This window comes from Mycobacterium gordonae (assembly GCF_017086405.1).
Classification (GTDB): domain Bacteria; phylum Actinomycetota; class Actinomycetes; order Mycobacteriales; family Mycobacteriaceae; genus Mycobacterium; species Mycobacterium gordonae_D.
This window is the reverse complement of the sequence record NZ_CP070973.1, coordinates 4574404-4595548: the sequence shown is the minus strand read 5'-3', so window position 1 is coordinate 4595548 and position 21145 is coordinate 4574404. Positions and strand designations below refer to the sequence as shown.

General features: G+C 66.7%; 14 protein-coding genes and 2 pseudogenes. 10 read left to right on the top strand and 6 right to left on the bottom strand.

Annotated features, from left to right (window positions below; genetic code table 11):
- Window positions 1-160 precede the first annotated feature (160 nt).
- The 4 genes and pseudogenes from nuoL to JX552_RS19635 all read left to right on the top strand — a co-directional run.
- Window positions 161-2029: an NADH-quinone oxidoreductase subunit L gene (gene nuoL, locus JX552_RS19650; protein WP_241011180.1), complete on the top strand. Its 1869-nt coding sequence runs from the start codon at window positions 161-163 to the stop codon at window positions 2027-2029.
- Entirely contained in the window at window positions 2026-3477 is a 1452-nt protein-coding gene (locus JX552_RS19645; RefSeq protein WP_205873607.1) for an NADH-quinone oxidoreductase subunit M, read from the top strand. Before nuoL ends, JX552_RS19645 begins: the two co-directional genes overlap by 4 nt.
- 83 nt (window positions 3478-3560) lie before the next feature.
- Window positions 3561-4916, top strand: a complete 1356-nt coding sequence (locus JX552_RS19640; RefSeq protein ID WP_205873606.1) for an HNH endonuclease signature motif containing protein — start codon at window positions 3561-3563, stop codon at window positions 4914-4916.
- A gap of 88 nt (window positions 4917-5004) precedes the next feature.
- Window positions 5005-5734: pseudogene (locus tag JX552_RS19635) on the top strand (IS630 family transposase); the annotation flags it as partial.
- On the opposite strand, the gene JX552_RS19630 reads toward JX552_RS19635, so the two are convergent.
- Both JX552_RS19630 and JX552_RS19625 read right to left on the bottom strand, forming a co-directional pair.
- The gene (locus tag JX552_RS19630; RefSeq protein ID WP_205873605.1) at window positions 5734-6621 is read right to left on the bottom strand and encodes a phosphoribulokinase; all 888 of its coding nucleotides are present in this window, start codon (window positions 6619-6621) and stop codon (window positions 5734-5736) included. The pseudogene JX552_RS19635 and the gene JX552_RS19630 sit on opposite strands and share 1 nt — an antisense overlap.
- An 18-nt stretch (window positions 6622-6639) precedes the next feature.
- On the bottom strand, window positions 6640-7713 hold the full coding sequence (locus JX552_RS19625) for a class 1 fructose-bisphosphatase (protein WP_205873604.1): 1074 nt from the start codon (window positions 7711-7713) through the stop codon (window positions 6640-6642).
- 147 nt (window positions 7714-7860) lie between these two features.
- Here JX552_RS19625 and JX552_RS19620 point away from each other — a divergent pair, with 147 nt between their 5' ends.
- Window positions 7861-8253, top strand: a complete 393-nt coding sequence (locus JX552_RS19620) for a hypothetical protein (protein ID WP_205873603.1) — start codon at window positions 7861-7863, stop codon at window positions 8251-8253.
- Here JX552_RS19620 and JX552_RS19615 read toward each other — a convergent pair.
- Window positions 8225-9022 (bottom strand): annotated as a pseudogene (locus tag JX552_RS19615) (HAD-IIA family hydrolase); the annotation flags it as partial. The gene JX552_RS19620 and the pseudogene JX552_RS19615 overlap by 29 nt on opposite strands.
- Before the next feature lie 187 nt (window positions 9023-9209).
- Window positions 9210-9950, bottom strand: coding sequence for a TetR/AcrR family transcriptional regulator (locus JX552_RS19610; RefSeq protein WP_241010633.1), 741 nt, complete (start codon window positions 9948-9950; stop codon window positions 9210-9212).
- Between the two features lie 17 nt (window positions 9951-9967).
- Here JX552_RS19610 and JX552_RS19605 point away from each other — a divergent pair, with 17 nt between their 5' ends.
- Window positions 9968-11029 (top strand): methyltransferase, encoded by a 1062-nt coding sequence (locus JX552_RS19605; RefSeq protein ID WP_431195871.1) that lies wholly within the window; start codon window positions 9968-9970, stop codon window positions 11027-11029.
- Window positions 11030-11146: 117 nt separating this feature from the next.
- Here the strand turns inward: JX552_RS19605 and JX552_RS33425 are convergent, their stop codons facing one another.
- Complete coding sequence (locus JX552_RS33425; protein WP_205873601.1) at window positions 11147-12517, bottom strand: PE family protein; 1371 nt, start codon at window positions 12515-12517, stop codon at window positions 11147-11149.
- A 198-nt stretch (window positions 12518-12715) separates the two neighbouring features.
- On the opposite strand from JX552_RS33425, the gene htpG reads away from it, so the two are divergent.
- Both htpG and JX552_RS19590 read left to right on the top strand, forming a co-directional pair.
- Window positions 12716-14641: a molecular chaperone HtpG gene (htpG, locus tag JX552_RS19595; RefSeq protein WP_205873600.1), complete on the top strand. Its 1926-nt coding sequence runs from the start codon at window positions 12716-12718 to the stop codon at window positions 14639-14641.
- Between the two features lie 129 nt (window positions 14642-14770).
- Window positions 14771-15022, top strand: a complete 252-nt coding sequence (locus JX552_RS19590; RefSeq protein ID WP_205873599.1) for a hypothetical protein — start codon at window positions 14771-14773, stop codon at window positions 15020-15022.
- Here the strand turns inward: JX552_RS19590 and JX552_RS19585 are convergent.
- Entirely contained in the window at window positions 14988-15956 is a 969-nt protein-coding gene (locus JX552_RS19585; RefSeq protein WP_205873598.1) for an aldo/keto reductase, read from the bottom strand. The genes JX552_RS19590 and JX552_RS19585 overlap by 35 nt on opposite strands.
- A gap of 488 nt (window positions 15957-16444) precedes the next feature.
- Here JX552_RS19585 and JX552_RS19580 point away from each other — a divergent pair, with 488 nt between their 5' ends.
- Complete coding sequence (locus tag JX552_RS19580) at window positions 16445-18109, top strand: PE family protein (protein ID WP_205873597.1); 1665 nt, start codon at window positions 16445-16447, stop codon at window positions 18107-18109.
- Window positions 18110-18160: 51 nt separating this feature from the next.
- Window positions 18161-21130: a PE family protein gene (locus JX552_RS19575; protein WP_205873596.1), complete on the top strand. Its 2970-nt coding sequence runs from the start codon at window positions 18161-18163 to the stop codon at window positions 21128-21130.
- The last annotated feature ends 15 nt before the right edge of the window (window positions 21131-21145 follow it).

Below are 21145 nucleotides of genomic sequence, written 5' to 3'. Positions count from 1 at the left end.
CTATTCGGGGATAGGCGGACCACCGGCAACGCCGCAAACTACCAGCTGTGAACCTCTCCGTTTTGATCATGGTCGTAGTGGCGATCGCCGGCGCGTATGGGTGCGAGGTGCTGGTCGAATTTGCCATCGCCGTCTTCGCCAAGCTGAGGCATTGAGCGTCGTGGCCGTGTGGTGGTTGATCGCGCTGCCCGTGACCGGTGCTGCGGTGCTGTTGCTGGGTGGTCGTCGCTCCGACGCTTGGGGACACTTGCTGGCATGCGCGGCCGTCGCAGCCTCATTTTGCTGCGGTGCAATACTTTTCGCCGACCTGTCGCGGCGCGCGGCGCCGGATCGAGTCATCCGCGAAACGCTGTTCACGTGGGTGCCCTCGCTGAAGGTCGATTTCGGCCTGCAGCTCGACGCCCTCAGCGCTTGCTTCGTGCTGCTGATCACCGGTGTAGGCGCGTTGATCCACGTCTACTCGATCGGCTATATGCGTGCAGACGCGGGCCGCCGCCGCTTCTTCGGTTACTTGAACCTGTTCGTGGCCGCAATGCTGCTGCTGGTGCTGGCCGACAACTATCTCGGGCTCTATTTCGGCTGGGAGGGCGTGGGTTTGGCGTCCTACCTGCTGATCGGCTTCTGGTCTCATAAGCCGGCCGCCGCCACCGCCGCCAAGAAGGCCTTCATCGTCAACCGTGTCGGCGACGTCGGGCTGGCGCTGGCCCTGATGATCATGTTCACTCAACTCGGAACACTCTCCTATGACGGGGTTTTCGTCCGGGCACCGGGAGCGTCCGAGGTCACGGTGACCGCGATCGGATTGGCGCTGTTGCTGGCCGCCTGCGGCAAGAGCGCGCAAGTGCCCCTGCAGTCCTGGCTCAGCGACGCGATGGAAGGCCCCACGCCGGTCAGCGCGCTGATCCACGCGGCGACGATGGTCACCGCCGGGGTGTATCTGATCGTGCGCTCCGGACCGGTGTTCGACCTCGCACCCGCCGCACGGACGGCGGTGGTGATCGTCGGCGCGGTCACCCTGCTGGTCGGCGCGATCATCGGATGCGCCAAGGACGACATCAAGAAAGCCTTGGCCGCATCGACGATGTCGCAGATCGGCTACATGGTGCTGGCTGCCGGCCTGGGGCCGACGGGCTACGGGGTAGCGATCATGCATCTGCTCACCCACGGGTTCTTCAAGGCCGGCTTGTTCCTGGGGGCCGGATCCGTCATGCACGCCATGGACGACGAGACCGACATGCGCCGCTACGGGGGGCTGCGCGCGCAGCTGCCGATCACCTTCGCCACCTTCGGGCTCGGCTACCTGGCAATCATCGGCGTGCCGCCGTTCGCCGGATTCTTCTCCAAAGACGCGATCATCGAAGCGGCCTTCGCGACACACTGGTTGCTCGGCGCGGTGACGGTGGTAGGTGCGGGAGTAACGGCCTTCTACATGACCCGGGTCATGGTGCTGACCTTCTTCGGTGAAAAACGTTGGCGGCCTGGCAGTCACCCGCATGAATCGCCGTCCGTCATGACCGTCCCGATGGCGATTCTGGCACTGGGTTCGCTGGGCGGCGGGGCGGCACTGGCAGCCGGCGGGACCCTGCAACGCTGGCTGCAACCGGTCACCAACCCGGGCGACAGGCCTGAGCCCCATCAGGCCATTCCCGTGTGGGTCCTCACGGCGGCGACCTTGACCGTGGTCGCCGTCGGCGTCCTGGTCGCGGTCGGCAAGTACACGAGCCGTCCGGTCCGCACGATCGCTTCGGATTGGGCATCCGGCCCGGTGATCGCCGCGCGCCGTGACCTGTTCGGCGACAGCGTGAACGAGGCCGCGTTCATGCGGCCGGGTCTGCGCCTGTCCCGGGCAATGGTCGACGTCGACCGGGTGGGCATCGACGGTGTGGTTGAAGGCATCGCCCGGGTGATCGGTGCGACCTCGACGGGTTTTCGGCGCATGCAGAGCGGTTTCGCCCGGTCCTATGCCTTGACCGTCTTCTTCGGCGCAACCGCCTTGTTGTTGACTGCCGTAACGGGCAATTCGTCATGATCTTGACCGCTTTGTGGCTGGCGCCGCTGGCCGGGGCGATGCTGGTGGCGGCGGTGCCCGCCGGCAGGCCGCTGGCTGCCAAGTGCACCGCACTCGGGGTCTCGGCAGGGGTGCTGATGATCGTGGGCGTCCTGGTGGTGGGCTTCGATCCGGCGTACCCGCAGTATCAGTTCGTTGAAAGTCATTCCTGGATAAGGTCATTCGGTGCTGGCTACACCGTCGGGATCGACGGTGTGGCGCTGGTGCTCATCTTGCTGACCACTGTCCTGATGCCACTGCTGCTGCTCGCCGGATGGAATGACACCGGTCGGCCCAGCGGGTACCTGGCGCTGATGCTGGTCGTCGAATCGATGATGCTTGTCGCCCTGGTGGCCCTGGACGTGTTGCTCTTCTTCGTGTTCTTCGAGGCCATGCTGATCCCGATGTACTTCCTGATCGGCCGGTACGGGGGAGCCGGGGCACCCCGGGCGGCGATGAAGTTCCTGCTGTACAGCCTGTCCGGTGGACTGCTCATGCTGGCGGCGCTCATCGGCCTGAATCTGATCACCGCAACGTTCGATTCGCGTGCGATCGTCGCCGGGATGTCGTCGGGGGAGATCGTCGCCGACCCGGAGGTCATGCATCTGCTGTTTCTCGGCTTTCTGCTCGCCTTCGCCGTCAAGGCGCCGCTGTGGCCGCTGCACACCTGGCTACCCGGGGTTGTGGCTGAGGCGACGCCGGCGACCGCGGTGCTGATGATGGCTGTCGTCGACAAGATCGGCACCTTCGGGATGCTGCGCTATTGCCTGCGCCTGTTTCCCGACAGCGCCGTCTCATTCCGCCCGTTCGTGATCGCGCTGGCCTTGATCGGGATCGTCTACGGCGCACTGGTCGCGATCGGGCAGAGCGACATCATGCGCGTGATCGCCTACACCTCGATCAGCCACTTCGGCTTCATCGTGCTGGGCATCTTCGCGATGACCGGCCAGGGGCAGTCCGGCGCAACGCTGTACATGGTCAACCATGGGCTGGCCACCGCCGCGCTGTTCCTACTTGCCGGGTTCCTGGTCTCCCGCCGCGGCACCCGGCTCATCGCCGACTACGGCGGGGTGCAGCAGGTCGCGCCGGTGCTGGCCGGGACCTTCCTGGTCGCCGGCATGGCCTCGCTCGCGCTGCCCGGCCTGGCGCCCTTCGTCAGTGAATTGCTGGTGCTCATCGGCACTTTCAGCCGCTATCCGGTTGTCGCCGTGATCGCGGCGACCGGCCTGGTCTTGTCCGCGGTCTACATTTTGTGGCTCTACCAGCGCATCATGACGGGCCCTCGCAGAGATGCCCTGGCTGACCTGGTACCCCGTGAACTCACGATCGTGGTTCCGCTGTTGGCCATGCTCATCGTGCTGGGCGTGTATCCCAAACCGGCACTGGACGTCATCGACCCGGCAATCGGACAGACAGTCGCCCGCCGCTAGCGGCAGCGAATTGCCCTGTGCCGCTGGATCTGCCGCGCATCATCTAGAATTTGTTGTCGGTGGTCCCTCGTAGAATCAGGGTTATGGCATCGAGTTCGCGTGAGGAGATTGTGCAGGTCTTCAATGCACTCGATGCCGTAGTTGATCGCCTGTGCGACTTGACATTCGACGTGTTCACCACCCCAGAGTTCCTGCGCGGTATGGAGCGCCTGGAAAGGGCGCACCGCCGGATGCGCACACCACAGCACACGTTGATCAACCATCTCAAAACCCAAGCGACCGAGGAAGAGCTCGGCGCCAAACTGCCCGCGGCGCTGGCCGAGCGGCTGCGGATCGCTAAAGCCGAAGCCAACCGGCGCATCGCTGAAGCCGAAGACCTCGGCCAGCGCTGGGCACTCACCGGGGAGCCGTTGGCGCCGCTGCTGAGCGCCACCGCCGCCGCCCAACGCCAGGGCCTGGTCGGGGATGCGCACATCACGGTGATCCGCAACTTCATCGCCCAGCTGCCCAGCAGCATCGACGTGGGCACCTGGGAGGCCGCCGAAAAAGATCTCGCCGGCAAAGCCTGTGACTTCCGCCCCGACCAGGTCGCCAAATATGCCCGCGAACTCATGGCACTGCTGCACCCCGACGGCGACTACACCGAGGAAGAACGCGCCCGCAAACGCGGCCTCGTCCTGGGTCCCCAGCAGTACGACGGCATGTCGCGCATCAGCGGATTGATCACCCCCGAACTCCGCGCGCTGATCGAAGCGCTGTGCGCCAAACTCGCCGCACCGGGAGCCTGCAATCCCGAGAACGAGAACCCGATCGTCGAGCCCGATGACGAGGCAGCCCGCCGCGACACCCGCAGCCAACCCCAGCGCAACCACGACGCCATGGTCACCGCGATCCGGGAACTGTTCGCCACCGGGGAGCTGGGCACCCACAACGGCCTGCCCGTCAGCATCATCGTCACTACCAGTTTGAAGGGTCTCGAGGCCGGGGCCGGGCGCGCCCGCACCGCCGGGGGCACCCGCATTCCGCTGCCGACATTGATTCGTTGGGCCGCCAACGCGCACCATTACTTAGCGGTGTTCGACCGGTCCAAGCCGCTCGCCTTATTCCACACCAAGCGGTTGGCCAATCGCGCCCAGCGAATAATGTTGCTGGCCAAAGACGGCGGCTGCACCCGCCCAGGCTGCGACGTCCCCGGCTACCACACCCAAGTGCACCATGCCAGCGGCTGGACGAACACCCACGTCACCGACATCCACGACCTCACCCTCGCCTGCGGTCCGGATAACCGCCTCGCCGAAAAAGGCTGGACTACCCGCAAAAACGCCAAAAGCGACACCGAATGGCTCCCACCCGCCCACTTGGACCACGGCCAACCGCGAATCAACACCTTCCACCACCCCGAAAAACTCTTCGCCCCCGAGGATGACGAACCCGGTTGACCGACACGTAGCACCTGCATGCAACGCGAGCGTTGATAGAACGCATCGCTAGTGTCGTGAGTCGTTAATTCGCGGTCAGACGTTAGAATTGGGTGCGCCGAGCCCGATTCCTGTGCCCGTGGTGTTGACCGATGATGAACGTGAGCAATTGCAGTGGTGGGCACGCAGGCCCAAGAGTGCCCAGGCGTTGGCGATGCGTTCGCGGATCATCCTTGCTTGCGAGGGTGATTCGAGTAATACCCAGATCGCCGCGGACTTGAAGGTTGCCCGGTCGGTGGTGACGAAGTGGCGCAATCGGTTCGTGGTAGACCGCCTCGGCGGTCTGCTCGATGAGCCTCGCCCGGGCCGGCCGCGGGTGGTCGGCGACGAGAAGATCAAGGACCTGATCACCGCGACGTTGGAGACCTCGCCGCCGGATGCCACCCGTTGGTCGACGCGGTCGATGGCTGATCATCTGGGGTTGAGCCAGTCGATGGTCTCCCGTATCTGGCGGGCGTTCGGATTGGCGCCACACAAACAGGATTCGTGGAAGTTGTCCAAGGATCCGCTGTTCGTGGAGAAGGTCCGCGACGTCGTCGGCCTTTACCTCAATCCACCTGAGCGGGCCGTGGTGCTGTGCGTGGATGAGAAGACCCAGATCCAAGCCCTCAACCGGACCCAACCGGTATCACACCTCGGTATGCCAGCTCAATGCCGACATCCGCGCCTGGATCCACACCTGGAACAACAACCCGCGGCCCTACGTCTGGACCAAAACCGCCGATCAAATCCTCGAATCCATCGGCAATAACTGCCAACGATTTGACGACTCACGACACTACCGCGCCGCCGCCAGCTGCGCCCTGCGCCGTTCCAGCAGCCGCAACACCATCGGGGTGAAAATCAACTGCATGGCCAGATCCATCTTGCCGCCGGGACACACAATGGTGTTCGGCCGCGACATGAACGAATCATGGAGCATGGCAAGCAGATACGGGAAGTCGATGCCATGCGGGTCGCGGAACCGGATGATCAGCATCGACTCGTCGGCGGTCGGGATGGACCTGGCGATGAAAGGGTTGGAGGTGTCCACCACCGGCACCCGCTGGAAGTTGACGTCCGTGTGCGAGAACTGGGTGCACATGTAGTTCACGTAGTCGGGCATCCGCCGCAGGATCGTGTCGGTCACCGCTTCGGAGGTGTAGCCACGGGACACCTTGTCGCGCTGCAACTTCTGGATCCATTCCAGGTTGATCACCGGGACTACCCCGATGCGAAGATCGGCGTGCGCGGCGACGTCGACCTCGTCGGTGACGATCGCCCCGTGCAGCCCTTCGTAGAACAGCATGTCGGTATCGGCGGGGATCTCCTCCCACGGTGTGAAGGTGCCCGGCTGTTGTCCGAACGGCTCGGCTTCCTTTTCGTCGTGCAGATAGCGGCGCACTTTTCCGGTTCCGGTCTCACCGTAGGTCTTGAATAGATCCTGCAGTTCCTCGAAGAGATTCGCCTCCGGCCCGAAGTGGCTGAAGGTGTGATCGCCGCGGGCGTGTGCTTCGGCGATCGCCGCCTTCATCGCCACCCGGTCGTACCGGTGAAAGCTGTCGCCTTCGACGAACGCCACGTTGATGTCCTCGCGGCGGAAGATCTGATCGAATGTCTTCATCACGGAGGTGGTTCCAGCGCCTGATGAACCGGTGACGGAGATGATCGGGTGCAGTCGTGACATGTGTGTTACCTCCCAACCTCAGCCGGCCACAACGCGGTACAGACCTCGCACGCCGTACAGCGGTGAGCTGGACGGTCGGACGTAGTCTTTACGGTGGTATTCCTCGATCAGCTCGACCTCGTCTGCCGCCCCGAAGATCAGCGGCACTCGTTGGTGTAATCCGTTGGGCACCAGGTCCATCAGCCGGCCACGGCCCGTACTGGCCAGACCACCGGCCTGCTCCACCAGGAAGGCGATGGGGCTGGCCTCATACAGCAGCCGCAGCCGTCCCGGCCTGGCCGGGTCCTTGGCGTCGCGCGGGTAGAGAAACACACCGCCGCGGGTCAGGATCCGGTGCGTCTCGGCGACCAGCGATGCGACCCAACGCATGTTGAAGTCCTTGCCGCGCGGTCCGGTCCGGCCAGCCAGGCATTCGTCTATGTAGCGCTGCACCGCCGGCTCCCAAAACCGCCGGTTCGAGGCGTTGATGGCGAATTCACCGGTGGTGCGCGGAATCTGGATGTTGGGGCGGGTCAGCACGAACTCGCCGAGCGCCGGGTCCAGCGTGAACGCGTGCACGCCCGTGCCGACGGTGAGCACCAGCATGGTCGACGGCCCGTAGATCGCATAACCCGCGCACACCTGCTGCGACCCGGGCTGCAGGAAGTCATCGACACTCGGGTCGACGCCCGGCTCGGGAGCGCGCAGGATGGAAAAGATACTTCCCACCGAGACATTCACGTCGATGTTGGAGGAGCCGTCGAGCGGATCGAAGATCAACAGGTACTTGCCGCGTGGGTATTGGGTGGGCAACTGGTAGGGCTCGGCCAGCTCCTCGGAGGCCATTCCCGAAATCTGTCCGCCCCATTCGGTGGCCCGCAGAAAATAGTCGTTGGCCAGCACGTCAAGCTTCTGCTGCACTTCGCCTTGCACGTTCACCACATCGGCGGCCCCGAGCACCCCGCCGAGCTCACCCTGGGCCACCCGGGTCGAGATGGCCTTGCAGGCAAGAGCCACGTCCAGAATTAGTGAGTTCAGCTCACCGCTGGCGTCGGGATGGCGACGCCTTTCCTCGATCAGGAACTTCACCAGCGTCGTGTGACGGGTAAGCATTGCGGAATACCTCCAACGGGCAGCAAGGGACCTGGTCACATGGTCTGATCCGGGGTGTCCACGAACCATCCCCCTGTCGGGTGGTCCGGTGGGGGTATCCGCGCGAGGCAGCTGTTTCGCGCGCCGAAGCCGGCCTAGTGTTCGTCTATGACCGTGCGTGCCGTGGTGTACAGCGGCGACCGCAACCTGCGCCGCTACATCGTCGGGTCCCTCTGTCCGACAGCGCGTCTGGCCTTCGTGGAGTCCTACCCGGGGTTGTTGGCCCAGGTGGTCGCCGGCGGCGTCGATCTGGTGATCATCGACGGTGATGCCACCCCGGCAGGCGGTGTGGATGTTGCCCGGCACCTCAAGGAGGAGGTCGGGGAGTGCCCGCCGATCCTCCTGGTGGTAGCCCGGGCGGCCGATGCCTGGCTGGCCCTGACGTCCAAGGCCGACGCGACAGTGGGACCGGGACGTCACCCGTTCGCGCTGGCCGCGGCTGTCAGCCGGCTGACGGCAGGCTCAGGCCCTCGATCCGCAACGAGTCGCTGTCGGCGTTGAGTCCGCTGAGGTCCGGCGCGACGTAGGTCGGCCGGTACGCCGGTGGTGCGGCGAGAGCCTCCGCCGCCGTCGTCACTCCGCTGAGCACCAGCAGGCTGGGCAGCCCGGCGGAGTTCGCGCCCGCGATGTCGGTGTCTAGCCGGTCGCCGACGACCAAAGGCCGGCGGAAATCGCCGCGCGACAGGGCGTTCCGGAAAATCGGCGGATATGGCTTGCCGACGATGCGCGGTGTGCGCCCGGTAGCCGCTTCTAACGCGGCGACCATCGACCCGTTCCCGGGAACCAGCCCGCGCTCGGAGGGCAACGTGAGATCGGGGTTGGTCGCCGACCAGGGGATGCCTGCGCGGATCGCCAGCGCCGCCTCCGCGAGGTCCGCCCAGCAGATGTCAGGTGAAAATCCCTGCACCACCGCCGCCGGATCGTCGGCCCACCGTCGCACCGCACGCAGGCCCACACGCGTCACCTCCACGGCTAGCGACTCGGAGCCGACGATCAGAACGGCCGCGCCGCTGGGCAGTTCGGCCCCCAACAACTGCGCCGCGCACTGCCCGCTGGTGACTGCGTCGCGCGGGTCGGCGTCAAAGCCCAACCGGCGTAAATGTTGGGCGACCTCCGTCGCTGTGCGCGACGCGTTGTTGGTCATATACAAACGACGCGCCGTTATGCCGGAAAGCGCCGCTGCGGCGCCGGCTATCGGTCGGGAACCGCGGAACAAGGTGCCGTCGAGGTCGAGCAGCAGGCAGTCGTGCAAAGTTGCCAGGGCAGCCATGAAAGTCCTCGTGATGCTGTGAGTCGTGGTGCGCCGGACTGGTTGGCGCCCGGACGTTTTCGGGACCCTACGGCAGATCCGCTTCGAGGCAGACCCCCGAACGGGGGAACGGCCGGGGACCATGACCCGAGCGGGTGGACTTCGCGCCGCGGCGTGGATGCCGACCGCGGCAGACTGTCTGACAAACCTACTCCGACAGCAGTTCCGGCCTCAGCAGCATGCGGGCCAGGGCGTCGGCAAGCCACTTCTCGTATTGGTCTGGTGACCGTCCCAGATCAACGGTAAACAGGGAAAACAGGTAGGGCGCCATGATGGTGACCAGAATGTCGGCAGCTTCGTCCTTAGTCAGGCTCGGGCGCAGTGCCGGCCCAAGTTGCTCGACCCATGACACACAGTCAGCGCGTATCGCATGAGTCAACCTCATGCGCAGGTCGTCCAGGCCCGCCTGCAGCATCACCTGTATGAACGGTGCTACCCGTTCGTGCAACTCCCGGGCGAAGTGGGCGGCCGCCACGAAGAACATGCGCTGCGGCTCGCTGGACAGGTGGGGAAGCGGCGGCATTCGATCAATCAACGGTTCGGGCCCGTAATCACCCAGGACTGCGACGTCGATTGCCTTGGCGAGCACACCGGCCTTCGATCCGAATGCCGCGTAGACCGTTTGCGGTGAGACGCCTGCAGCTTTCGCGATCTGGTCGATCGAAGTCGCGGCGAAACCCTTTTCCACGAAGAGATCCGTCGCCGCCGTGACGATCCGGCGTTGGCGAGCCTCGGCATCGGCCTGCCGACGGCTGTTGTCATACGTTCGCCGCGATTCGCGTTCAGACGTTGACACCCGCATCCCACCTTCCATATAGTCAACTTCATTCAATATAGTTAACTCTTGCGAAATGTTACTACAGGAGGTTGAGCGCCATGCAACCCACACGCGTACCGCCGGCTCGGTTGGCGAAACTGGTTGACCGCCTGCGATATAGCGTCTATCGCTTACATCAGCGACTCGCTCCACCGCCCGTCGTGATGATTGAGCTCATTCTTGCGGGCTGGACGTCGCAGGCGATAGAAGCAGCCGCCGAATTGGGTATCGCCGACGCGCTCGCGGCGGGGCCGCTGCAGCCCGATGATCTTGCGGCAAAGGTCGGTGCCGACCCCGATGCGGTGAGTCGACTTCTGCGCGCGCTGGAGGGCCGCGGCATATTCCGTAAGCACCCCGATGGTGCCTATGGCCTGACGGCCCTGGCCGACACTCTGCGGACAGACGCTCCGGGGTCGATGGCATCGGCGGCCATGTACTACGGATCGCCACAGCATCGCGAGCACTGGAGCATGCTTGCGGAGTCGATCAGAACCGGCAGGGCGAGCATTCCACGCCTTCGCGGCAAGGAATTCTTCGACTACCTCGGCGACGATCCCCACCTGGCAGAGCTTTTCAACGGCGCCATGACCAGCATTTCGGAGATGGCGGAGCGCCCCGTGGTTGCCGCCTATGACTTCACCCCATACCCCACGATCATGGATGTCGGCGGCGGACACGGCCGCCTGCTGGCCGCGATCCTGACGGCGGCACCGGCCGCTCGCGGTGTGCTGCTGGAAATCCCCGAAGTCGCCGCCGGGGCGCCACCACTGCTGCGAAAACTTGGTGTCGAAGAGCGGGTTCGCATCGAGACGGGGTCGTTCTTTGAGGGCATCCCCGGCGGGGCCAACCTGTACGTGCTGAAGAACATCATTCACGACTGGCCCGATGAGAAGGCTGAGGCTATCTTGCGCAACCTGCGTACCGCGTGCGGTGCGGACTGCACCGTGGTCCTGGTCGAACTCGTGATACCCGCGCACAACCGCGACTTCGTCGGCAACTGGGCTGATCTCGAGATGCTCTTGGGTTTTGATGGCAGCCGGGAACGCACTGCGGAGGAGTACGGGACGTTGCTTGCGCGCGCCGGGTTCAGGATGACGCGGGTGATTCCGACCGCTTCGCCGTTCAGTCTCGTGGAAGCGAAGGCCTGCTGACAAACCGGAAGGCTGGCAGTCGTTTTCGCGCGCTGGCCGGCCATCCTGGCGGCCGCCCACCCGCCACACTGCGCACGCTGCAGGAGTGCTTGCGCAGCAACACTTGTCGCATCCGTTTCAGGCGGCTCCGCCCGCCCCACTGTGACCGAATGGCCCGGCCGTTCCTCCCGCCCCACCGGCCTTGCCTCCTGTGCCGCTCCCGCCGTTGCCGCCGTTGCCGATGAATATCGCGTTGCCACCGTTACCGCCGACGGCACCCGTGCCGAAGCCGTTGGTCGCACCGGCGTCACCGCCGTTTCCGCCGTTGCCGAAAAGTCGGCCACTGGTGCCGCCGTCGCCGCCCACCCCTGCGATGCCCGAAGCGATCGCGCCGGCGCCGACGCCACCGGCGCCGCCGTCACCGACCAGCCGGGCTGCGCCGCCGGCGCCACCTCTGCCGCCGTCTCCATTGCTGGCCAATCCGAAACCGGCCTGCCCGCCGCCCCCGCCGGCACCTCCGCCGCCCCACACTCCGCCCATTCCACCGGCGCCGCCGGCGCCGCCGTCGCCTCCGTTGTCCGAAGTGGTGAGGCCGCCGTTCCCACCGTGGCCGCCTTGACCGCCGGCGCCGCCGGCGCCGAACAACTCGGCGCTACCTCCGGCGCCCCCGGCTCCACCGTTGCCCGCGGTGCTCCCGGGAAAGGAGGTGGCCGCCCCACCCTGGCCGCCTTGCCCGCCGGCTCCGCCATTGCCGAACACTCCGCTGCTTCCGCCGGCACCGCCACTGCCGCCGGCCCCAGCGGTTACGTTCAGCGAGCCCTGGGCGCCGCTACCGCCGTAGCCGCCGGTCCCGCCGTCGCCGAGGAAGCCGGCAGAGCCGCCGGCGCCACCATTGCCGCCATTGCCGGTGGGCGTGACGGCACTTCCTCCGGCCCCGCCGCTGCCGCCGTTACCCCAGAGCAGACCACCGTGACCGCCTGACCCCCCGGACATACCGGGACCGCCACGGCCGCCGTTGCCGCCCCTGCCGATCAGGCCGGCAGCACCACCGTTGCCACCGGCCTGACCGGCACCGCCTGCCGCGCCATTGCCGCCATTGCCGTACAGCAGACCGCCGGGTCCGCCGTTGCCGCCCGGCGCTGTCGCGTTGGCGCCGTCGCCGATCAGCGGGCGCCCGAGAATAGCCTGGCTGGGAGCGTTGATCGCGTCCAATACGGCCTGCTGAGCATTAGCGACTTCGGCGCTGGCGTATGAGCTGCCGGCAGTGTTCAGCGCCTGCACAAACCGCTCATGGAACGTGGCCGCCTCCGTGCTGACGGCCTGATACGCCCGCGCGTGGGCCCCGAACACGGCCGCGAGTGCCGTCGACACTTCGTCGGCGCCGGCGGCCAGCACGGTCGACGTCGGGGCGGCTGCGATCGCGTTGGCTGCCTGGATCGTCGTGCCGAGGCCGGCCAGGTTTGCCGCAGCCGTAGTCACCATCTCGGGAGCCGCGATTACGAACGGCATGGCGCACCTCTCAGGACAACTCGGCTGCCACCCCGCGGTCGTGCGCCGCTCAGCGACGTAGATTGTAACGCTTCGCCGTGTCTCGGGATGGCTCTTTCCCGTCATCCGACGACCCCCGACGCGGGCCCGATGAGCCTCTCGCTAAATTCAGGATCGATCGCCCCCGGACAGGGCTGAGCACGTCGCAGGAGGAATGTCATGAACGCGCAGGTCGAGCAACTGGAATTCCAGGCAGAGGCCCGGCAACTGCTGGATTTGATGGTCCATTCGGTCTACTCCAACAAGGACTCGTTCCTGCGGGAGCTGATCTCCAATGCCTCGGACGCGCTGGACAAGCTGCGGATCGAAGCACTCCGCAACAAAGACCTCGAGGTGGATACCTCCGATCTGCACATCGAACTCGAGACGGACAAAGGGGTGAGAACCCTCACGATCCGTGACAACGGCATCGGCATGACCCGGGCCGAGGTGGTGGATCTGATTGGGACGCTGGCCAAGTCGGGCACCGCCGAGTTGCGCAAACAACTGAAAGAGGCGAAAGACGCGGAGGCGTCCGAGGAGTTGATCGGCCAGTTCGGCATCGGTTTCTATTCGTCGTTCATGGTGGCCGACAAGGTCGAGCTGCTGACCCGCAAGGCCGGTGAGAGCGAAGCCACCAAGTGGGAATCCAGCGGCGAGGGCACCTACACCATCGAAGCTGTCAAGGGCGCCCCGCAGGGCACCTCGGTCACCTTGCATCTCAAGCCCGAGGACGCCGAGGACGAGCTGCACGACTACACCTCGGAGTGGAAGCTCAAGAGTCTGGTCAAGCAGTATTCCGACTTTATCGCCTGGCCGATCCGCATGGACGTGGAAAAGCGGACTCCGGCGACCGAGGAGGGCGGCGAAGAGACCGTCACGCTCGAGACCGAAACCCTCAACTCGCGTAAGGCCCTGTGGGCCAGGCCCAAAGACGAGGTCTCCGACGAGGAGTACAAGGAGTTCTACAAGCACATCGCGCACGCCTGGGACGACCCGCTCGAGGTCATTGCGATGAAGGCGGAGGGGACTTTCGAATACCAGGCGTTGCTGTTCCTCCCGTCGCAGGCGCCCTTCGACCTGTTCAACCAGGACGCCAAGGTCGGGGTGCAGCTCTACGTCAAGCGCGTGTTCATCATGGCCGACTGCGAAGAGCTGATGCCGGTGTACCTGCGCTTCGTCAAGGGTGTCGTCGACGCACAAGACTTGTCACTCAACGTGTCTCGCGAGATCCTGCAGAAGGACCGGCAGATCAACGCGATTCGGCGCCGGCTGACCAAGAAGGTGCTGTCGACGATCAAGGAGATCCAGTCGGAGCGGCCCGATGACTACCGCACCTTCTGGGCGCAGTTCGGCAAGGTCCTCAAGGAGGGCCTGATGTCGGACTTCGACAACCAGGAAGCCCTGCTGGCCGTGTCTTCGTTCGCCTCGACGCACAGCGCGGAGGAACCGACCACGCTGGCCGAGTACGTCGAGCGAATGAAGGAAGGCCAGACGCAGATCTTCTATGCCACCGGCGCGTCGCGGCAGCTGCTGGAAAAGTCGCCGCACCTGGAGGCATTCAAGGCCAAGGGGTATGAGGTGTTGCTGCTGACCGACCCCGTTGACGAGGTCTGGGTGGGCGCGGTCAACGAGTTCGACGGCAAGCAGCTGCAGTCGGTGGCCAAGGGCGAAGTCGACCTCGATTCCGACGAGGAGACCTCGGCCGCCGAGCGTGAGGAGCAGCAGAAGGACTTCGCCGACCTGCTGAGCTGGCTCAAGGAGACGTTGGACGAACACGTCAAGGAAGTGCGGTTGTCCACCCGCCTGACCGACTCGCCGGCCTGCCTGATCACCGACGCCTTCGGCATGACGCCGGCCCTGGCCCGTCTGTACCAGGCCTCCGGTCAGGATGTTCCGATCGGTAAGCGGACCCTGGAACTCAATCCGAACCACCCGCTGGTCACTGGGCTGCGCCAGGCTCACGCCGACCGCCCGGACGACATCTCGGTGGCTGAAACTGCCGAATTACTCTACGGCACAGCGCTTCTCGCTGAGGGCGGGGCATTGGAGGACCCGGCGCGATTTGCCGAGCTGTTGGCTGATCGGTTGACGCGTACCGTGTAGGCGATTGTCGCGATTGAAGCTGTGTACACCCGGCGCGGCATGTCGCGTACGCCGTTTCAGTGTCGCGGCCCTAGCGACGGTCACCGGCCGGTGCGATTGAAAGCTGGCCGGAACGGATATCCACGTCTCATGACTGTGTTTCGGGCCATCGATCCGCGCGGCGTGATCGTCGGGACCAAGACCTTTGACAGTGCGGAGGACGCCCACCGTTGGTTTACTGAGACGGTCGCCGGCCGCTACCAGCTGGGATGGCGCATGCAGGTGTGCGACGACGGGCAGTGGGCGGGATTCGACGACACCGGCGGCTTCACCGCCCCGTTGAGCCGCCGGCGCGTCACACACCGACTCAGCGGCCCAGCTTCTCGCGAACCAGGTCGGTGAGGAAGCGTCCGGTGGACACCGGCTTGAACGCGCGTGCGGCCGTGGTGAGCGCGTCACGCGACTCGGTGGGCAACTCCACCTCGGCGGCGGCCACGTTGAACTCCAGTTGCTCCACGCTGGACGCGCCGGGGATGGCGACGACACCCGGCAGGCTGATCAGCCAGGCCAGCGCCACCTGCGCGGGCTGGGCGCCGACGTCGGCGGCAACATCCCGCAGCGTTTGCAGTAGCGGTTCGATGCGGCGCAGGTTCTCGGTGCCGAACAGCGGGTTGACCGCGCGAACGCCGCCCGGGCGGTTGTCGACGCCGTACTTGCCGCCCAGCAGTCCCTGTGCCAACGGGCTGTAGGCGATGACGATGCGGTTCTCGCGTTCGGCAAAGGGAACCATGTGGTCCAGAGCGCGCGGGTGCGCCAGCGAGAAGTGCACCTGGTTGCTGATGACCGGGCGACCGAGCGCGGCATCCGCCTGTTGCCACCGGCTCAACGAATAGTTCGAGACGCCGGCGGCGCCGATCTTGCCCTCGTCGAGCAGGTCACGCATGCCAGGCATGATCACCGTGTCCGGGACGACCGGATTGGGCTGATGAACCTGGTACAGCGGAATGCGGTCCAGCTGCAGCCGCCGAGCGCTGGCACGTTCGCGCTGCTTGATGACCGAGGGAAACGGGGCCACCGGGAAGATCTTGCTGGCGACCGCGACCTCGGTGCGCTCATCACCCAGCGCCTCGCCCAGGATTCGTTCGCTCTTGCCCAGGCCGTACACCTCGGCGGTGTCGAACAGGGTAACGCCGAGGGCGCGGGCGCGCTGCACGATGTCGCGTGCGGCCCCGGAGGCGTAGTTGTCTCCGTAACCCCACTCGCGCGAACCGAACTGCCACGTGCCTAGCCCGATCCGACTGACCTGTCCAACTCCGTTGACCTCAACGTATTTCATGCAACCAACCGTATACGGACGCCGCGAGGCTGACGGTGCGGGCGGATAGGGGGACAACCTAGCCGGGGACCGATCACCTCCTTGCCGGTGATGTCTGCGGTACAGGTCAGAAACCCATCATCCCACCCGAGTGAGCCTTGGCGGCAATGCCGCATTGTTAAAGATAGTGAATACATACAAGCAAACGTTAATTGAGTGGATGGCAAACAAATTAGAGCCAAAAGATAGCGAATAAACGCTCTCAAAAAAGTTAGTGATTACACGCTTGCTAGTCAATAGCTAGTGATTGCTTACTCGCTTGCTGAGGGATTGGAAATTTTCCGAAGTCCCGCTGGTCGGACGCCCAGTTTGGGCCAATTCAGCCAATCACTCAAGATTTTTGGCAAATAATCAACGTTCATATGGCAAACCGTATAAATTCCGCTTATACCGACCGAAGAACGCCGAATGGGCGCTCGCCGCGGACGGCCGATGTGATGGAGGTACTCATGTCATTCGTGTGTGCGGCACCTGAAATGGTGGCGACTGCGGCGTCGGACCTGGCAGGCATCGCCGGGCGGCTCGGCGACGCCACGATCGCCGCGGCGTCGCCGACGGCCAACCTGCTTGCTGCCGGCGCCGACGAGGTGTCGGTCTCCATCGCGCAGCTCTTCCAGGCTCACGCGCTGCAGTACCAGTGGGTGAGCGCCCGCGCTGCGGCGTTTCACGCCCAGTTCGTTCAGGTGCTGGACTCGGCCGGTGCTGCCTATGCCGCCGCTGAGTACGCGAACGTCTCCCCGCTGCAGCCGCTGCTCGACCTACTCAACGCGCCGTCGCAGGCGCTGTTGGGACGACCACTGATCGGCGACGGCGCCGATGCCACGGCGCCCGGCCAGTCGGGCGGTGCCGGAGGACTGCTGTACGGCAACGGCGGTCGCGGCTACACCAGCACCACCGCCGGCGTGGCGGGCACCGCGGGCGGCTCCGCTGGTCTGATCGGCAATGGCGGTGCCGGAGGCGGGGGCGGCACCGATTCCGCGGGCGGCAATGGCGGTGCCGGTGGGTGGCTGTACGGAGTGGGTGGGGCCGGCGGGGACGGCGGCGCGGCGACCACGCCGAGCGGTGTCGGCGGGTTCGGCGGCGCCGGCGGCAACGCCGGCCTGTTCGGCATCGGCGGAGCCGGCGGCTCCGGTGGGGCCGGCGCCAATGGGGCAGCCGGTGTCAATCCGTTGTTCAACCAGACCGCCAAGCTGCCGACCGGCGAGGCCGGAATCGACAGTTTCTTCGATGGCGGTGCGGGAGGGGCCGGGCCTAATGGAACTGAGCAGGGGATGGGCGGTGGTGACGGGGGCGGAGGGGGTCAAGGCGATAACGGCGGCCGCGGGGGTGATGGTGGTGCCGGCGGCCCTAACGCCGCTGGTGGCAATGGCGGCCTCGGCGGCAGAGCAGCCCCCGCCGGTTTTGGTGATGCGTTTTACGGTGGCGATGGTGGTACCGGGGGCGCTGGAGGTGTCGGCGGACCCGGCGGTATTGGCGGCAATGGTGGTTTTGGCAGGGGCCTCTATTCTGCCGCCGAGGTTCATGGCGGCAACGGGGGCGACGGCGGTGTGGGCGGTGCCGGGGCGGTAGGCGGGCACGGCGGTAATGGCGGAGCAGTGAGAGCTGTTGTCGCTGCCTTCGGCGGAGATGGCGGTGACGGTGGTGATGGCGGTGTCGGGGTAGCCGGCGGTGCCGGCGGTGCCGGTGGCGCCGGTGGCGCCGGTGGCCGCGGCGGTTGGCTGTTCGGAGCCGGTGGTGCCGGTGGCCATGGTGGTGTCGGGGCTGACGGCGGTGTCGGCGCAGACGGCGGACCCGGCGGTATTGCCGGCAATGGCGGTGTGGCGGTTAGCGGAACAACTCGCGTCGATGGCATCGGCGGAGACGGCGGAGACGGAGGCGCCGGCGGGGCCGGTGGTGTCGGCGGCAACGGCGGTAACGGCGGCGCGGGCGGCGCGGGCGGCCTGTTCGGTCAGGCCGGCATCCACGGTGTCGGAGGTACCGGTGGCCACGGTGCGCTCAGCGGCGTAGGTGGCGCCGGTGGCGAGGCGGGCACCGGCAGCGTCAACGGCAACCCGGGCAGCACTGGCTTGACGCCCGGAAAGTCGGCCGACGGCCACGACGGACTCTCCGCCTGAGCGGACGGTTTCAGTCAAAACTTCTGCACACCAGCAAGATTGGAGCCCCAAATGTCATACGTCATCGCAACACCGGAGGCACTCGCGATGGCAGCGGCCGAGGTTGCGGGCATCGGCTCGTCGATCGGCGCTGCAAACCACGCGGCATTCGGGCCTACCGCAACGATATTGGCGGCCGCCGGCGATGAGGTGTCGGCAGCCGTCGCCTCGCTGTTTTCGAACCATGCCCGGCAGTATCACGCGTTCAGTACGCAGGCTGCGGCGTTTCACGCCGAGTTCGTGCGGGCATTGAGTGCTGCCGGCGCGGCGTATTCGGCAGCCGAGGCAGTTAATGCAAATCCATTGCAGGCGTTGATAGATCAGGTACTAGCGGTGATCAACACGCCCACCAATGTGGTGCTCGGCCGCCCCCTGATCGGCGACGGCACCAACGGTGCACCGGGTACGGGGCGAGCCGGTGGGGCGGGTGGAATTCTGTGGGGCAACGGCGGCACCGGAGGGTCGGGGGCGCCCGGTCAGGCGGGAGGACCCGGCGGTAACGCCGGGTTGCTCGGCACCGGTGGAACGGGCGGAATCGGCGGCGTCGGCGGGGGGGCTGGCGGCACTGGTGGTGCCGGCGGCTGGTTGTGGGGCAATGGCGGCACCGGCGGCAGCGGTGGCATCGGCCTGGCCGGCGGAACCGGAGGAACCGGCGGAACCGGTGGCAGCGCATTGCTTTTCGGCAACGGCGGCATCGGTGGTTTCGGTGGCGGCGGCGCGGCCGGCGAGGTCGGATCTACCGGCACCCCGGGTACCGCGACATCCGCGGGCGGTACCGGTGGTCTGGGCGGCAATGGCGGTGTTGGCGGTAACGGCGGCGCTGGCGGTAACGGTGGTGCGCTGTTCGGGACCGGCGGGGCCGGTGGTCAAGGGGGTCACGGCGGTGTTGGAGGGGCCGGGGGTACCGGTGGCGCCGGCTGGGATGCGAGCGGCGCCGGCGGCGGAGTGAACGGCGGTACCGGGGGCGACAGCGGCCCGGCCGGACACGGTGGCAACGGTGGCATCGGTGGCGGGGGCGGACGCGGTTCGGCGCTCTTCGGCGTCGCCGGGCTCACCGGCAATGGTGGCGACGGGGGTGCCGGCGGCAATGCGGGGGCACCGGGTAACGGCGGTGCCGGCGGCAATGGCGATGCCGTCAATCCCAGCGGCGGCATGGGCGGCACCGGCGGTAACCCGGGTGGCGTGGGCACCGGCGGAATCGGCGGCGCGGGGCTTACTTCGGGGGCCACGGCTGCCGACGGCGTCATCGTTCCGGATAACGGCGGCACCGGCGGGGCGGGCGGAAACGGTTGGACCGCAACCGGTCTCGGCAACGGTGGCGACGGCGGATTCGGGGGCAAGGGCGGCCAGTACGGCAGCGGCGGTGCTGGCGGGGCCGGCGGCAATGCCGGGGCCGGTGGCGGGAGCGGCGGGCGTGGCGGCAACGGCGGCGACGCCGGTGTCATGGCGGGCAATGGCGGCACAGGTGGTGACGGTGGGGCCGGCGCCGGCAGTGGCGACGGTGGTGCCGGTGGCTGGGGAGGCGACGCTCAGAACATCGGAACGGCAAGCGTCGCTGGCGGTTCCGGTGGTGCGGGAGGCGCTGGCGGCGCCACCGGCAACGGCGGGGACGGTGGGTTCGGCGGCGACGCGTATATCACTAACAACGATTCTGCGTCCACGGCTGTCGGCGGTGATGGCGGGGCCGGTGGTGATGGAGCGCACGGCGGGCGCGGCGGCGACGGTGGTGTGACCTATACCAGCGGAACCGGCAACCTCCATCCCGGCGACGGCGGCAGGGGTGGCATCGGCTACACAACCGGCGGCGGCGACGGGGGCAACGGCGGGGTGGCAGACGTGAACAACAGCGCGTCCACGGTCACGGTTATCGGCGGCACCGGTGGAGACGGCGGGCAGGGGATCGACAACGGCGGCTCGGGATCCGGTCGCGGTGGAACCGGTGGCACGGCCGCTATCGATGATCCCAATTCCCACGCGACGGCGATCGGCGGTTCTGGCGGTAAAGGTGGCGCCGCACTCGGCGGCATCGGCGGTCTCGGCGGAGCCGGTGGACTCGCATTCAATAACGGTCTCGGCACGGCCCATGGCGGCGCGGCCGGTGACGGCGGAGTAGGAACGACAGTCGGTGGATTCGGTGGCCGTGGGGGCCAAGCGATGAGCGGCGGAACGGGAAGCGTCACCGGCGGAATCGGTGGTCACGGTGGCAACGGCGGCGCCACGGGCGCCGGTGGGGTCGGTGGTGACGGCGGTGACGCGACCATCTTCAACGTCGACTCGACCGCGACAGCCACCTCCGGCGACGGCGGCGACGGCGGCGACGGGGCCCTTGGGGGTGGCGGCGGCAACGCGGGTTTCACCTACACCGCGGGAATAGGCGAGGTTGCTCCGGGACGCGGAGGTGACGGGGGCAACGGGAGTCTCGGCATCGGCGGGTCAGGCGGCTACGGCGGCAGCGTGACTGCGGATAACCCGGCGTACACGCATGACGTCATCGGCGGCAGCGGCGGCGACGGCGGTAAGGGTGTCAATAACTTCGGCTCAGCGCGCGGCGGGCACGGGGGGGATGTCTATATCAACGGCACTACCGCAACGGCCGCGGCCGTCGGTGGCACCGGCGGAATGGGCGGCACGGCCACCGGCGCCACGGGCATCGGGGGTACCGGCGGCGCCGGCGGTGATGCAACGCACCACGGAGTCGGCGAAACGTATGGTGGCACGGCCGGGTTCGGGGGCACTGGCGCCCTAGGCGGCACCGGCGGCCAAGGCGGTACCGCGCACAGCTTCCAGAGCGCAAAGGCCACCGGTGGTCACGGCGGGTCGGGCGGTGACAGCTTCGGGGCAGGTTTCACTGGCGGCAATGGCGGAAAGGGCGGCGACGCCTTCTCAGACGGTGTGGCCGCGGGCGGCATCGGCGGTGTGCCCGGTCTCGGCCCCGACGGCCCCGGTTTACCGGGCGCTGACGGCAGCACCGGGCCGGGATGACGAGGTACATTCTCG